We start from the raw sequence: 15521 nt of genomic DNA, 5'->3' as shown, positions 1-15521 counted from the left end.
GCTCTTGCCCTGCGCCCGCAACGGCAACGCGCCCCCGTTCCAGCATCATTGGCAAAGCCAACGGTGAGACGCGATCCAGCACAAGATGGTCGATATTTCCTGCCGTTCTGGCCAACATCTCCTCAATCCGGCCAAAGTCTACCAGTCCGCGCAAGGCTTCTTCGCGCGTGATCCGCATCATCAGGTGATCCGGGTCGTATTTGGCAAGTGTATCGTAGAGGATATCAGATGAAAATGTGGCTTGCCGTCCCGATTTGCGTGCTTGCGGCAAGTTCCGTTCAATCAAGCCAGCAATCGTCGCGGCCCCCCGAAAAGTTTTCTTCATCACCGCATTGCCGGAAAGCCATGTCTCAAAATCAGCGTGGATTGTGCTGGTGTCAAACAGCGGGGCAGGGTCTTCGACGGGGTCCAAGCCCCAAATCAGCGTGGCGTAATCGGTCGCAACAAAGCCCAATGGATGAAGTTGAATCTCTTCCATCCGCTGGGTCAGCAACATACCCAAAGTCTGCATTGCGTTACGCCCCGCAAACCCATAGGCGCAAAGATAGTGCCGCCCCTCGTGGGGGAAGCTTTCAACGAGGATCCGACCCGCTTCCGGCAGCTTGGAGTACACCCGTTGCAGGCCCAGCCAGTGCGCTGTGTGGGCGGGCAGGCCGGGCCATTGGGCTTGCGTGAACATGCGCAGCATTCGCTGCGACAATTGCGTTGAATTGGAAAATTTCGTGCCCATGTAGGTCGCGATCTTGGGGGTTTTGTCAGCGCGGCGTGTGACCTCGACTGTCATTTCCTTGAGGCTCTCATAACGCACGACCTGCCCGCCGATCAAGAATGTGTCACCTGTGGTCAGCGTCGCGGCAAAGGCTTCTTCAACCTCGCCCAGAGGTTTGAAATTGCCTTTCAGGCGCACTTTCAGCGTATCGCTATCTTGAATTGTGCCGATGTTCATCCTGATCCGCCGGGCGGCGCGCGGATCGCGGAGCTGCCAAAACCCGTCCGGTCCTTGCAGCAGACGTTTCCACTTGTCATAGGCGCGCAAGGCGTAACCACCCGTTGCACAGAAATCCAAGCAATCATCGAAGGCTGCGCGTGAAAGATCGCGGAAAGCACCGACGGTCTTGACCTCCGCAAAGAGTGCGTTTTCGTCGAATGGCCCTGCGCAGGCGACGATCAGGATGTGCTGGCACAAGACATCGCGCGGGCCCGCACCTTTGGGCTCTCCGTCCAGATCACGGGCTTCAACGGCTTCCAACGCGGCCACGCATTCCACGACTTCGAAGCGATTAGCCGGTACCAGTAACGCTTTTGAGGGCGCGTTGTAGCGATGATTGGCCCGTCCGATCCGTTGGACCAGCCGTTTGACGTTCTTGGGCGCGCCGACCTGAATGACCAGATCAACGTCGCCCCAATCAATGCCCAGATCCAGAGACCCCGTACAGACTATTGCCCGCAACTGCCCTGCAACCATCGCCGCTTCGACTTTCTCACGTTGTGGGCGGGCCAGACTGCCGTGGTGAATGCCGATTGGCAGATCATCCGTATTCGCCAGCCAGAGGTGGTGAAAGAAGATTTCGGCCTGCGCGCGGGTATTGTGGAAGATCAGCGTCGTGTTGTGTTTTCTGACCTCCTCCAGCACGGCGGGAATGGCGTATTTTGCCCCGCCGCCAGTCCACGGGGGCGGGTTGTCAGCTGTCAACATTGCGATGTCAGGGTCAGGCCCGGGGTCTGCGTTGATAATGCTGCAGGGGTCAGGGTGGCGGGCAAGCAGGTTGGCGGTGGCCTCCGGGTCTTCGACCGTGGCGGATAGCCCGACCCGCCGCATGTCAGGGGCGAGTGTTTGCAGACGGCTGAGCGCCAGCATCAATTGGTCGCCCCGTTTGCTTTCCGATAATGCGTGGATCTCATCGACGATGACGCGCTGCAAGCCTTTGAATATCCGCGGCGCGTCCTCGTAGCTGAGCAGGAGCGCCAGCGATTCCGGTGTTGTCAGAAGGATATGGGGCGGGTCAGCCCGTTGGCGGCGCTTTTGGGTGTAGGAGGTGTCGCCCGTGCGGTCTTCGATGCGAATGGGCAGGCCGATTTCATCAACAGGTGTGCGCAGGTTGCGCTTGATGTCAGCCGCAAGCGCCTTGAGCGGTGATACATAAAGCGTGTGCAGACCGCGATCTTCGCCATCCGCGAGGGCGACGAGAGAGGGTAGAAAGCCCGCAAGGGTTTTGCCGCCGCCTGTTGGGGCAATCAGCATCACAGACGGGACATCCGCCATGTCCAACATCGCCTGTTGGTGCGGATGTAAATCCCAGCCGCGGGTCTGGAGCCACTTCGCAAAGGGGGCGGGCAGGGTGCTCATTTGTGGGACTTGTGCAGGCTGGCGCGCGCGCCAGGGCGGACTTCAGGGTTTGGCGCGCGGTTCAAGTGCGAGAATGGCGTTTCGCACTGCAACGGGCAGGTCAATGCCGTCATCGGGCGCGATGTCCAAGGCCGCTGCGACGTCCTTTGCCAGGATACCGATGCTATTGTCTGTGGCATACCCGTCCCTTGCAAATTCGATGTCATCAAACCCCGATGCTAGCCAGTTTTGTCCAGATGCGGTAGCGATCAAGGCAAGAAGGCGGCCTTCATTCATACCTTCGGCGTCTGCCCAATCAAGCACAAGCCGCGTCATCGCAGTATGAGAAGCCGCGAGGAGATTATTGAGCACCTTCGCCGTCATGCCCGCGCCAAAAGCGCCCACGTCATGTATCGTATCGCCCATCGCCTGCAACATTGGCATGATTTCGATGGCCGGCCCGCCCGTCATAAAGGTTAGCGTCCCCGCATTTGCCTTAATTTGCGCCCCCGACATTGCGGCATCAATCAGCGCGATATGTGCGGGCACACGGGTTCGCAGCGCTTTGACATAACGGGGCGAAAGCGTGGAGCTAATGACGATCCGCTTCAGCGCCGGTGCGTGATTAATCAACGCTTGTTTGTCAAACAGCAGATCGTCTGTTTCGCGGCTGTCGCGGACAACGGAGAAGACGGTGGTGAGGTCACGCGCAAATTGTACGACGTCCGTTTCGACGCCTTCAATTGGGCGAATGTCGAAACCTCTGGCGTCAAAACCGGCTTTGCGCAGATTGCCGAGCAGGCCAAACCCCATGCGCCCGCAGCCGGCTATTCCGATCACTTCGGACATGGCCGCACCTTGCGAGACGTTTTCAACTGCCGTCTTATCGGACGATCTCTTCTTCTTTGACGAACATGTTGGCCCATGCGCGATCTACCAGCTCTGGTGACATCTGATAGGGGATCCCTTCAAATTCGCAAATGGCAATCATCTGGTCGATCAAGAAGATCGGTTGGTAATTTGCGTAGACGTTGTCGATTTCGGGGTAACGCACGTTCAGCAAATGCACGAGCGTGTCTTCATCAAGCGGCATCTTGCGCTTGCGTGCCACCATGGCGAAAATCTTGAGGTAGTCCTCTTGTTCCGGGCCATCAATCTTGATTTTGAAGAAGATCCGGCGCAAAGCCGCTTTGTCGAAGATCGCATTCGGGTGGAAGTTGGTTGAGAAGATGACCAATGTATCGAATGGCACCTCGAATTTCTCACCTGACTGGAGGGCCAGAATATCCTTGTTCTCTTCCAGTGGAACAATCCAGCGGTTCACAAGTGTCTGTGGCGGCTCTGCCTGACGACCAAGGTCGTCCACGATAAAGATGCCGCCGGTTGATTTGAGCTGCAATGGTGCCTGATAGGTCCGCGCGACAGGGTTGTAGACAAGATCGAGCATCGACAGGGACAATTCACCACCGGTAATCACTGTTGGACGTTCACAACGCACATAGCGGGTATCAAAGCGACCGGACGTCCGGCGCAGACTGTTGGGGTCATCCACGTCGTCTTCAGCGGCGCTGTGCACAATCGGATCGTAGACGGTAATAACCTGACCGGAATATTCAATTGCGCGGGGCACATAAATCTTGTCACCCAGCGCATCGCGAATACCATTTGAGATGGACGACTTACCGTTACCGGGTGGGCCATACATCAAGATCGAACGGCCAGCACTGACCGCAGGGCCAAGGTTCGAGAGAAGTTCATCCGGCAAGACCAGATGGCCCATCGCGGTCTGCAGTTGCTCGCGTGTAATCTGGATGTTGCGGATCGACTGACGCTCAATCTGTTCACGGTAGATAGACAGCGGCACCGGCATCGCACCGTAGTATTCAGACTGGCCAAGGGCATCCAATGAACGGGCACGGCCTGCGTCGGTCAACTGATAGCCCATCTCATTGCCGCTGTTGGCGTTCAGTGTACCGGTCGCTTCAAGCAACAACTGGCCACGGGCCAAATCAATCAGTTCTTGCGTGACCGGAACCGGCAAACAAACTGCGCGGCTGATGTCGCTCGCGAGCGTCAGGTTCATCCGAAACATCGTTTTGATGAGGATATCGCGCATCATTGCCATTGGCAGCAGCATCCCCTGAAGCCCACGGGGGGCAGGTGGAGCCAATACGCCTTGTGATTGCATGTTCATGTTGGCCTCGCTCAGCATCTCAAAAACAGTCGCCAGAATTGCGGCGACACATCATTCTTTTCGTAAGTTTATGGCAAAATCGTGGATTGCCCAAGGCAAACTCGCACCAAAGGGCTAGAAAGCTGAAATTGCCAAATAAAACAGCAGCGTCATACTTAGCGGCAGACCTTTAGGGAAATCGCGCCCGGCGGTCCAGCTTTTCCATTCCGGGACGATGTTTTTCAGCCGTGTGAAGCGGAACAGACTATGCACGATCATTGCCACAATCAGGCAGGTCGCAAAAAGGCTGACGATCAGCAGATAATCGCTTACGGCAAAGAATGGTGCCATCGCTGCGATCATTTTCGCGTCGCCACCGCCCATGGTCCGCAACGCCCAAAGCACCATACCGATCGCAAGCATAACGGGGACGTGCAGCCACTGCCACAAATATTGTTCCAGCCCAAAGGCGAAGGGTCCGACAACCGCAAAGACGCCCAGCAGCACCAGCACGGAGCCATTGGTGATCTTCATCGACCGCATATCGTTCCATGCAATATAGAACGCGACCGGCACGACCGCAGGCAACAACCACAAGGCGGTTTGGGCTGTCATCACCGCGCCTTAGGCGTCGTTTTCCAGCGCTTCGAGTGCCCGCACCGCTGGTTCGAAGAATTGCGGATGTGTGTCTATCGCGTCCCGCAACATCGATTCCCCGATCGAGACATCGTTTTGCTTGATCGCGGCCAAAGCCATCGTGTGCAGGAGTTGCGCACGCTCAATCTGTGTCATTGTCACGGCGGGCAGGGTGTAATTGCGCTGTGCGCCGCGGGCCAGAACAAGATTGTTTTTCGCGGTGAACATTGTTGGATCAAAGCGGAGTGCGTCAATGAACAAACGCTCAGCAGCCGGATAATCGCCGCGGGTCAATTTGGAGAAACCCCAATTATTATAAACGGTTGCCGGACGTGTAGTCAGCTCAACAGCGGTGCCATAGAAGCTGTCTGCCTTGCGCCACTGCTGGAGACTGTCAGCCACCATTGCCTCAAGCCGGTAGCGTTCAAAGGTTTCGTAGGTTGGCGGAATTGTGTTCAGGGTCGCTGCTGCATTGTCCCACTGATTGGCGCGGACATAGGCATCCGCCAGGCCGACGCTGTCACTGTTGATCGCTTCGTCATTGGCGACCACGGTCTGCCAGGCTGCGATGGCGTCATCGGGCCGTTTGGCCCGGATCAGTGATATTGCGAGACCGCGTTGCAGGTCAATGCGCCCCGGAAAACTGGCGTTGGCGGTTGTGAAATGGGTGACGGCCTGCTGTGGATCCGCGACCGTCAGCATCACTTCGTTCAGATTGCTCTGGTCAATGACGTTCAAATCTTCGAGTGCCTCTTGAACCTGTTCTTCGCCAGTTGGCGCACAAGCGGCCAAACCGAATAGGGTTGCCGTGACCGCTATGACTATAGATCGGCGCATTTTTGCGTCCTTTTTCTGCTTTTGCCTATGGGGCCGATGCGAGCAAGAAATCACCCATGCCGCGCCGGATCAGATTAAAGTTCTGATTTTCTTCTGCGCCAGTATCGCCCGGATTTTCCAATTTTGCGAGTGCTAAGCGCAAATTGTCGCGGATTTCGTCTGAATTTCCGTTATCGGCGGCAAAAGCACGCTGAAACACGCGACTTGCTTCGGCAACCTGACCGCGGTCCATTAGGACGACACCAAGGTTGTTCCAAGCAGGTGGAAAGCTGGGGTCTTCTTCGACCGCGCGACGCAGCCAACGCTCTGCCTGCCCCAGACGCCGAAGCCTCAGGTTTGCGGTCCCCAAGGCAGAGAGTGTGTCAACATTGACGCCATCGCGGATTAACGCGCGATTGTAGGACTTGAGCGCAAGCTCATATTCGCCCGCGTCCATCAGACGGTGACCGACCAACAGGTGATCGATATCGCCCTGACCCGCGATGCCGGGTGCAAAAACACCATCCGGTGAATCATTAAGGCCGCCTGTGCTGCAGGCGGCCAAAAAGGCAAAGCAAAGGCCAAGGATAATCGGCCGGAAAGCCATCACGTATTAGCTCCCGAGGTTTTGCACAATCGCATAGATAGAGGGCCCGATCAGCATCGCCATCAGTGGCGGCACTGTCAGCATCATTGTCGCCAGCGTCATTTTCGTTGGCAGCTTGTTTGCCTGTTCCTCTGCGCGCATGACGCGCTTGTCGCGCATCTCAGAGGCGTAAACGCGCAGGGCGTCTGCAATGGATGTACCGAATTGCGCCGACTGGATCAGCACGGTGGTAAAGCTGGTAATATCCGCCACGCCGCAACGCTCGGACATGTCTTTCAGGACCGCGTTCTTGTCTTTACCGGCTTTCACTTCCTGGCTGACGATTTCATATTCTTCAGCTAGATCTGGAAAACCGCTGCGCAACTCACGCGACACGCGCAAGATCGACTGGTCGAGAGACTGGCCTGCTTCGACGCACACCAGCATCATATCAAGACTGTCGGGGAAGCCGTTGGTGATTTCCTTTTGCCGGGTTTGCTGGCGCCGCGAAACCCAATATTTGGGCAATACATAGCCAATACCGCCTGGAATCATGATCCACATCACAAGGTCCTGTGTCGTCGGTGTGGATTGCGCGCTTTGAATAATGGCGTAGATACCACCCGCGACCAGACCGATGATACCAAGTGCAAACTGCAAGAAATGATAAATACGAACAGAGTTCTGGCTACGATAGCCGGCCTGCAAAAGCTTGAGCTTCACTGCTGAATATTCATCTGCGTTCTTGGGTTCCAAGAAGTTGGAGTATTTTTCCAGCTTGTCCTTGCCGGACCCCGCGCGCAGTTTCTCACCTTTTTCGGTCTTTGCCGGGGCTGCGCTTGCCTTGAGCCGGTCAAGCGGGTCGACCTCTTTCTTAAGAAGGATTGGCAGCGTCGCAAGGATGAGGAACACCCCCAAAAGGCCGACAACCATCAGCGGGCCAAAAGGACCGAGGTAGTCGGTTATCAGCGTTTGGACGTTCTCCAGCATTTCCATAGCTTGTTCCATTGCGGGCTCCTTATACTTTGATGTCGACCAGCGCGCGCATCACGATGATGTTCAGCACTAAAAATGCGCCGACGATCAGAGCGGCGGGAATGAAATACGGGCTCAGCATGACTTCGTCGTAGTAGTCTGGCTTGACCAGGTTAATACCGATCAGCGCGAGGATCGGGAAGCCGGACAGCAAATTGCCGGACCACTTTGCCTCGGCTGTGATTGCCGCAACACGCCGGAACAGGCGGAAGCGGGCACGGATCACTTTGGCCAGACCGTCGAGAATTTCTGCAAGGTTACCACCTGAGGTTTGCTGAATGGTCACGGCAACGGCCAGGAACCGCAAGTCCTGATTATCAAGACGTTCAGCCATTGTTTTCAACGTCTCGCCCATGTCACGGCCATAGGCCGCTTCGTCTGAAACCATGCCCATCTCTGTGCCGAGGGGGTCAGGGACTTCGCTTGCGACAATGGACACAGCCGACGAAAACGGGTGACCAACACGCAAGGATCGCACCATCAGTTCAACGGCTTCGGGCAACTGTTCACCTAGCATCGACATGCGCTTGTTGGCGGTGCGGCTTACCCAGACATAGACGCCACCAACACCCATCACCACCGCGACAAAGCCACGGATCGCGACCGCGACGCCTGTCAGATAGGTCAACAACACGAATGAAACGCCCGTCACCCCAACCATCAGGAGGATGAGCTGGATCGGCGTGAAGGCTATATTCGCTTTCTGGGCTTTGTCAGCCAGCAAGGAATAGACCGGAATGCTCTGCGAGCGCATGTGCTGGGTCATCTCCTTGCGGAGCTGTTCCAACACCTGTTCACGGTTGCCACCTTTGTCGAGCATTTCCAGACGGCGGTTCACCTTTCCGTCCATGCTGATGGATTTGCCGAAAATCACAAGGTAGACACCCTGCACCATCGCAATCACGGCGACAAAAATCAGGATGTAGATAAGTGGTTCAGCAGAAATCATAGCATTTACTCCGCAACCATTGGTTCGAAGATCGCAGGCGGCAGATCATAGCCCCAAAGCTTGAACCGCTCCGAGAAGTGGCTGCGCACGCCTGTGGCCGTGAAGTGACCGATGATCTTGTTGTCAGGTGTCAGGCCGACGCGCTGATACCGGAAAATTTCCTGCATCGAAATCACGTCGCCTTCCATGCCGGTGATCTCTGTGATGGAAGTCATGCGGCGCGAGCCGTCTTGCAGACGCGATGCCTGCACGATCAGGTTCACAGCCGAAGAAATCTGGCTTCGCATTGCTTTGATTGGCATTTCGATACCAGCCATCGCGATCATGTTCTCAAGTCGTGAGATACCATCGCGCGCGCTGTTGGCGTGAATTGTGGTCATGGACCCGTCGTGGCCCGTGTTCATAGCCTGCAACATGTCGATGACTTCTTCGCCGCGCGTCTCACCGACGATAATGCGGTCGGGGCGCATACGCAGCGCGTTTTTCAGACAATCGCGCTGAGAGACACCACCGCGCCCTTCAACGTTGGGCGGGCGGCTTTCCATCCGGCCAACATGGGTCTGTTGCAACTGAAGTTCGGCCGTGTCCTCGATCGTGAGGATCCGTTCAGCGTCGTCGATAAAGCCCGAAAGCGCATTCAGCGTCGTCGTTTTACCAGAGCCAGTACCGCCAGACACGATGACATTCAGTCGCGTGGAGACTGCGGCTTGCAAATAGGCCGCCATTTCTTCTGTGAAGGCGCCAAACCTGACCAGCTCTTCGATGCCCAATTTGTCTTTCTTAAACTTACGAATGGACACCAGCGAACCATCAACCGCAATTGGCGGCACCATCGCGTTGAAACGCGAACCGTCCGCAAGGCGGGCGTCAACATAGGGGTTGCTTTCGTCCACACGACGTCCAACCGCAGAAACGATCTTGTCGATGATCCGCAGCAGGTGCTTTTCGTCTTTGAATGTGATGTCTGTCAGCTCAAGATTACCGTCGCGTTCCACAAAGATTTGCTGCGGTCCGTTGACGAGAATATCGTTGACGGTATCGTCTTTCAGAAGTGTTTCAAGCGGGCCAAGGCCGGTGACTTCAAAGAAAAGGTCCTGGCTGAGGGTTTGCCGTTCCTCTCGGTTGAGGACGATGCCCATTTCCTCAAGCGACTCATTTGCAATCGCATTGATTTCATTGCGTAAATCTTGTTCTGACGCCGTATCAAGTGCGGCCAAATTAAGGTTGTCCAGCAAGGCTTTGTGCAATTCGAGCTTGATTTCGCCCAACCGTTCCTTGCGGCGCTTTTCCTTGTCCATCGGTCCCGCATCGGCGGGACGACGGGCTGGCATGGCTTTCATAACCTGCTGGCGCGGCTCTTCGGGGACTGCGACGGCGGCGTTGTTGCCCGCAGCGGCCCCGGCTGGTTTCACGGCCGTTGCGGTGTCTTTTGAAATGGTGGGCTTCTTATACTTTGAAAACATCTGTATGCCTCTTACCCTTTGGCCTCAGCCTCGGCGTTGACGACGGTATTATGGATTGATTTCGCAAGTTTGACGATTTCCTTGCGTAGTGGGTTTTTCGGCGCAGAAACGGCCATGGGAGAGCCATGGTCCGCACTTTGCATGACCGGCTTTCCGCCATCCGGCATGAGCAGGTCAATAGCAATGCCCAGGCTCTCTGAAAGGCGCTTTACGCGGCTCTTGCCGCTCATGTCGGCAAAGCCCGGCGCGCGGTTTAACGCGAAACGGATCTTTTCAAACGGCAGGTCTTCGGTTTGCAATGCGCGTTTCAGGCGGAGTGTATTTTGCGCCGACCGCATATCGAGCTCAATCATCGCGATATAGACATGGGATTTTTCGAGCAGCACTTGTGACCATTCGACCATTGTGGTCGGCATATCAACGATCACGTAATCGAAGTGTGCCGTCGCGAGCGACAGGATCCGGGTGATATCTTCTGGCGTAATCATGTCCAGAGGGATCATGTCCATCGGAGAGGTCAGGACGTGAAGCTTTTCACCATGAAGCAGCATGGCCTGCATGAAGGATTCAGAATCAAGCGATTGCGTATCCGTCAGCATTTCCAAAACCGCAACGTCAACAAAAGCTAGACGGAAAAAACATCCGCCCATTCAGGATGCTTGCGCCGCTGTGCATTCACGAATGGGCAAAGCGGTACAATCTTGAACCCTTCGCGACGGGCTTGGGCGATGAATGCCCGCAACAGCAGCAGGCCGATCCCTTGTCTTTCAAGCCCATCTGCCACCGCTGTGTGATCCGCAATGACCAGCTTGGATGACATGACCGAATAGGTCAGGTCGCTCTCGCCCGAGGCGTGTTGTATATAGTAGCGACCTTTGTTGCCCTCAATTTGATGAAGGACTTCGCGGTCAGACAATCTTGGCCTCTGTAGCCGCGCGAAGCTCTTCTTGGGTGACGCCATCTGCGGTTTCGACGATCCTGAGTCCGCCTTCAACCACATCGAGTACGCCGAGGTTTGTAATAATGCGGTCAACAACGCCCTTGCCGGTCAACGGCAGCGTGCATTCTTTCAGCACTTTGCTGACGCCGTGCTTGTTTGTGTGGTCCATCACAACCACCACGCGTCCCACGCCAGCCACAAGATCCATCGCGCCGCCCATGCCTTTGATAAGTTTGCCGGGGATCATCCAGTTTGCGAGGTCGCCGTTTTCCGCCACTTCCATTGCCCCAAGGATCGCCATCGCGATCTTGCCGCCACGGATCATGCCGAATGACTGGGCGCTATCGAAGTATGCGGTTTGGGGGAGTTCGGTAATGGTCTGCTTACCTGCATTGATAAGGTCTGCATCTTCCTGACCAGCGATCGGGAAGGGCCCCATGCCGAGCATACCGTTTTCCGATTGCAGCGTGACCTCAATCCCATCGGGGATGTGGTTGGACACCAGTGTCGGAATGCCTATGCCGAGGTTCACATACCAGCCGTCTTGCAGTTCCTGTGCGGCGCGCGCGGCCATTTGATTGCGATCCCACATGTTATGCGCTCCTCACTGTGCGTTGTTCGATCCGTTTTTCGTGTGCGCCTTGGATCAGGCGGTGCACATAAATACCGGGCAAATGAATGCTGTCAGGGTCGAGTGATCCTGTCGGGACGATTTCTTCGACTTCGACAACACACACCTTGCCGCACATGGCCGCAGGTGGATTGAAGTTGCGGGCGGTCTTGCGGAATACCAGATTGCCGGTCTCATCGGCCTTCCAGGCCTTTACGATCGCCAGATCTGCGAAAATCCCTTCTTCCATGATGTAGGTCTCACCGTTGAAGTCTTTGTGTTCCTTGCCGTCGGCGATCACCGTGCCCACGCCGGTCTTTGTGTAGAACCCGGGGATGCCGCAACCACCTGCGCGCATCCGTTCGGCCAAAGTGCCTTGTGGGTTGAATTCGATTTCAAGCTCGCCTGACAGATACTGGCGCATGAATTCATCATTTTCGCCCACATAAGAGGACATCATTTTCTTGATCTGATGGGTGTCGAGCAATTTCCCCAAGCCAAACCCGTCAACGCCGCAGTTGTTTGAGGCAATGGTCAGATCCCTGACGCCGCTTTCGACAACCGCGTCGATCAGCAGTTCAGGAATGCCACAAAGGCCAAATCCGCCAGCCGCGATCAGCATGTTATCATGCAACAGCCCATCAAGGGCCGCGGTTGCGTCAGAGTATATCTTTTTCATCGGTGTTCTCCGGCTGTTTGGCGCAAGTAGTGCCGCTAGGTCAGAGGAGAGTCAACAAAATGCCGCGCTGCAGCGCCATCCCTTTTTCGCCGCCGGATTCTATTTGGCTGCCGTCTTCTTCTTTGGTGCCGCTTTTTTGCGGGCAGGCTTTTTCTTGCCAGCCTTCGCGGCGCGCTCATCAATCAGATCGACAGCTTGAGCCATTGTCAGGTCGGCAGGCTCAATTGTGTCAGGGATCGTTGCGTTGATCTTTTCCCATTTCACATAAGGCCCGTATTTGCCGTCAAAGATATTCAACGGCCCGCCTGCCTGGGGATGTTCGCCCAATTCTCGGATTGGCACGGCGGCTTTGCCACGCTGCCCGCGCGCGGCAACTTTTTCGGCCAAAAGCTGCACGGCGCGGTTCATGCCCACGGTCCAGACTTCATCAATGCTTTCAAGATTGGCATTGGTGCCGCCACGATGTGACGTGCTTTCGGCATGTTTCAGGTATGGGCCGTAGCGCCCGATGTTTGCCCAGACCGCCACACCATCCTCTGGATGGGCGCCCAGCTCACGTGGCAGAGACAAAAGCAGGAGCGCTTGGTCAAGCGTCACCTCTTCGGGTTCCCATCCGTCTGGAATACCTTGGCGTTTGGGTTTCTTATTCTCTTCGGTCACCTCGCCGCGCTGGGCGTAAGGGCCAAAGCGGCCTTTGAAGATGCGGATCTCATCGCCGTCATCTGTCCCCAGCAACTTGCCTTCCGGCGGAATGGCGGAGGCTTCAGCTTCTGGATTTGGTGGGCCGAATGGACGGGTGTAGCGGCATTCGGGATAGTTGGAGCAGCCGATGAAAGCGCCACCTGAACGGGCGGTGCGCATGGACAAGCGACCGGCCCCGCAATTTGGGCAAAGCCGCGGGTCGCTGCCGTCTTCGGTGGGTGGGAAAAGATGCGGTTCCAAGACCTCGTTGATTTTTTCCAACACTTCCGTGATCCGCAGATCGGCCGTTTCTGCGATAGCGGCAGAGAAATCACGCCAGAACTGGCTCAACACCTTTTTGTAGTCGGCATCGCCAGCGCTGACCTCGTCTAGCTGGTTCTCCAAGTCCGCCGTAAAGTCATATCCGATGTATTTGCGGAAATAATTGGTCAGGAAGGCCGTCACGAGACGCCCTTTGTCCTGCGGGATCAGGCGGTTCTTTTCTTTTTCAACATACCCGCGATCCTGAATTGTTGTCACGATGGACGCATATGTCGATGGGCGGCCGATACCGAGCTCTTCCATCCGCTTGACCAAGGTGGCTTCGGTGTAGCGCGGCGGGGGCTGGGTGAAATGCTGTTCAGGATCGACCGATTTCTTGTCGGCCCTTTCGCCCTGCGCCAATTGCGGCAGGCGCTTGTCATCATCGTCAACGACGCTGTCGTCCTTGCCTTCCTCATAGATGGCGATGAAGCCGTCAAATACCATGACCTGACCATTGGCGCGCAACAGAACCTGTTCGTCCGCGCTGCCAAGATCGACGACGGTGCGTTCAAGCCGGGCGGCAGCCATTTGGCTGGCCATGGTGCGCTTATAGATCAGGTCGTAGAGCTTGCGCTGATCGCTATCAGCGATTTTGGCGGCTTGGGTGCTGACCGACATTTCGGTCGGGCGGATGCATTCATGTGCTTCTTGGGCGTTCTTGGCTTTGTTCTTATAGATGCGCGGCTGATCCGGCAGGTAGCTTCCGCCGAATTTCGCCTTGATCGCGGCGCGGGTGTCGGTCACGGCCTCTGGCGCCATGTCGATTCCGTCGGTCCGCATATAGGTGATGAGACCAGCCTCATAAAGGCGCTGGGCCACCGACATCGTTTGCCGCGCGCCCATACCGAACTTGCGGCTGGCCTCCTGTTGGAGCGTTGAGGTCATGAAGGGTGGGGAGGGGTTGCGTGTTGCGGGTTTCGCCTCAACCGATTTGATGATGAGATCACGGGAATTGATCGCCTGAACAGCCAATTCGGCCTGTGTCGCGTTACTGAGGTCGAATTTATCAAGCTTCTTTCCTGCCAGCGTCGTCAGACGCGCCTCAAATGTTTGCCCACGGGTCGATTGCAGCAGGGCTTTGACGGTCCAGTATTCCTGATTGCGGAATGCCTCGATCTCCATCTCGCGTTCGACGATGATGCGCAGGCAGACCGATTGAACGCGACCGGCGGATTTCGCGCCGGGCAGCTTGCGCCAGAGGACCGGGGACAGGTTGAAACCCACAAGGTAGTCCAGGGCGCGGCGTGCCAGATAAGCCTCAACCAATGGCTCATCGACTTGGCGCGGGTTGGCCATCGCTTCGGTGATCGCAGATTTGGTGATGGCGTTGAAAACAACGCGGCTGACGGGCGTGTCTTTCTTGATCGCCTTCTTTGCTGTCAGCGCTTCGGTCAAATGCCAGGAGATCGCTTCACCCTCGCGGTCGGGGTCGGTTGCAAGGATCAGTTCGTTGTCATTTTTGAGCGCATCCACGATGGCCTTGATGTGCTTTTTGCTGTCAGACGCAATTTCCCACTTCATGTCGAAATCAGCGTCAGGTAGCACAGAACCATCCTTGGGCGGCAGGTCACGGACGTGGCCGTAAGACGCCAAAACCGTGTAGTTCTTGCCCAAATATCCGTTGATTTTCTTCGCCTTAGCGGGGGATTCGACAACAACGACAGGCATGGGAATCCTTCACAAAAATTACGGCTCTTAAAGACGGGCAAGATGTGGTGAGTGTCAAGCGATTGTCAATGCAGGGAAAAATCTTTGCGCAATCTGAGGCTGATTTTCACACAATGCGGGACAGCAAACCGCCGGGCTGGCGCATGATTTTCCCGTCAAGTTCCAGATCAACCAGTAGCGGCATGACGGCATCGGCATTGCTGCGCAAGTCGCGCAGGAGTTGGTCTTCTGCAACAGGCGACGGACCGAGCCGCGACAGGATCTGGGCGTGCAAAGCCACAATATCTGGATCGACCTTCACTGGTTTTGGCGCGGGTGGTGCGTCAGCCGTGACCTCTGGTTCCGAAATCGGTTTGATCGCCTCCAAGATATCATCGACGCCGCGTACCAGTATCGCCCCTTCACGGATCAACATATTCGCGCCCCACGCCCTCGCATCAAACGGATGCCCCGGCACCGCCAACACATCCCGGCCCTGATCCAGCGCATTGCGGGCGGTAATCAGGCTGCCGGATTTCGCGGCTGCCTCAACCACCACCACGGCTTGGGCGAGGCCGGAAATAATGCGGTTGCGGGTGGGAAAATGACGGGCATGAGGCTGCATCCCCATCGGCATTTCCGACAGGCGGACACCT

General features: G+C 56.3%; 14 protein-coding genes and 1 pseudogene. All 15 read right to left on the bottom strand.

The features are described from left to right. A partial coding sequence (locus tag ACFDSS_RS03235; RefSeq protein WP_375254323.1) for a ligase-associated DNA damage response DEXH box helicase occupies window positions 1-2347 on the bottom strand: 2347 nt, incomplete at its 3' end. 42 nt (window positions 2348-2389) lie between these two features. Then, window positions 2390-3175: an NAD(P)-dependent oxidoreductase gene (locus tag ACFDSS_RS03230; protein ID WP_375254322.1), complete on the bottom strand. Its 786-nt coding sequence runs from the start codon at window positions 3173-3175 to the stop codon at window positions 2390-2392. 34 nt (window positions 3176-3209) lie between these two features. After that, window positions 3210-4520: an ATPase gene (locus tag ACFDSS_RS03225; RefSeq protein WP_375254321.1), complete on the bottom strand. Its 1311-nt coding sequence runs from the start codon at window positions 4518-4520 to the stop codon at window positions 3210-3212. 114 nt (window positions 4521-4634) lie between these two features. Further along, window positions 4635-5114, bottom strand: a complete 480-nt coding sequence (locus ACFDSS_RS03220) for a prepilin peptidase (RefSeq protein WP_375254320.1) — start codon at window positions 5112-5114, stop codon at window positions 4635-4637. A gap of 9 nt (window positions 5115-5123) precedes the next feature. After that, window positions 5124-5972: a tetratricopeptide repeat protein gene (locus ACFDSS_RS03215; protein WP_375254319.1), complete on the bottom strand. Its 849-nt coding sequence runs from the start codon at window positions 5970-5972 to the stop codon at window positions 5124-5126. 25 nt (window positions 5973-5997) lie between these two features. After that, a complete protein-coding gene (locus ACFDSS_RS03210; protein WP_375254318.1) occupies window positions 5998-6558 on the bottom strand; it encodes a tetratricopeptide repeat protein in 561 nt (186 codons plus the stop codon). Between the two features lie 6 nt (window positions 6559-6564). After that, complete coding sequence (locus ACFDSS_RS03205) at window positions 6565-7533, bottom strand: type II secretion system F family protein (RefSeq protein WP_375254335.1); 969 nt, start codon at window positions 7531-7533, stop codon at window positions 6565-6567. A 22-nt stretch (window positions 7534-7555) separates the two neighbouring features. Beyond that, window positions 7556-8521 (bottom strand): type II secretion system F family protein, encoded by a 966-nt coding sequence (locus ACFDSS_RS03200; protein ID WP_375254317.1) that lies wholly within the window; start codon window positions 8519-8521, stop codon window positions 7556-7558. A 5-nt stretch (window positions 8522-8526) separates the two neighbouring features. Continuing rightward, window positions 8527-9984: a CpaF family protein gene (locus tag ACFDSS_RS03195; protein WP_375254316.1), complete on the bottom strand. Its 1458-nt coding sequence runs from the start codon at window positions 9982-9984 to the stop codon at window positions 8527-8529. A gap of 11 nt (window positions 9985-9995) precedes the next feature. Continuing rightward, window positions 9996-10595, bottom strand: a pseudogene (locus ACFDSS_RS03190) (CpaE family protein); the annotation flags it as partial. Between the two features lie 14 nt (window positions 10596-10609). Continuing rightward, window positions 10610-10900, bottom strand: a complete 291-nt coding sequence (locus ACFDSS_RS03185) for a GNAT family N-acetyltransferase (protein ID WP_375254315.1) — start codon at window positions 10898-10900, stop codon at window positions 10610-10612. After that, window positions 10893-11516 carry a 3-oxoacid CoA-transferase subunit B gene (locus ACFDSS_RS03180; RefSeq protein ID WP_375254314.1) on the bottom strand — a complete coding sequence of 208 codons (624 nt, stop codon included), beginning with the start codon at window positions 11514-11516 and terminating at the stop codon, window positions 10893-10895. Before ACFDSS_RS03180 ends, ACFDSS_RS03185 begins: the two co-directional genes overlap by 8 nt. Before the next feature lies 1 nt (window position 11517). Further along, window positions 11518-12213 (bottom strand): CoA transferase subunit A, encoded by a 696-nt coding sequence (locus tag ACFDSS_RS03175; RefSeq protein ID WP_375254313.1) that lies wholly within the window; start codon window positions 12211-12213, stop codon window positions 11518-11520. Between the two features lie 99 nt (window positions 12214-12312). After that, window positions 12313-14886 carry a type I DNA topoisomerase gene (topA, locus tag ACFDSS_RS03170; protein WP_375254312.1) on the bottom strand — a complete coding sequence of 858 codons (2574 nt, stop codon included), beginning with the start codon at window positions 14884-14886 and terminating at the stop codon, window positions 12313-12315. Between the two features lie 106 nt (window positions 14887-14992). Next, window positions 14993-15521, bottom strand: a 529-nt coding sequence (locus tag ACFDSS_RS03165) for a DNA-processing protein DprA (protein WP_375254311.1), incomplete at its 5' end; no start/stop codon positions are given.

Source organism: Yoonia sp., from assembly GCF_042093035.1.
In the GTDB taxonomy this organism is placed as follows: Bacteria; Pseudomonadota; Alphaproteobacteria; order Rhodobacterales; family Rhodobacteraceae; genus Yoonia.
This window is presented reverse-complemented; position numbering and strand designations above follow the sequence as displayed.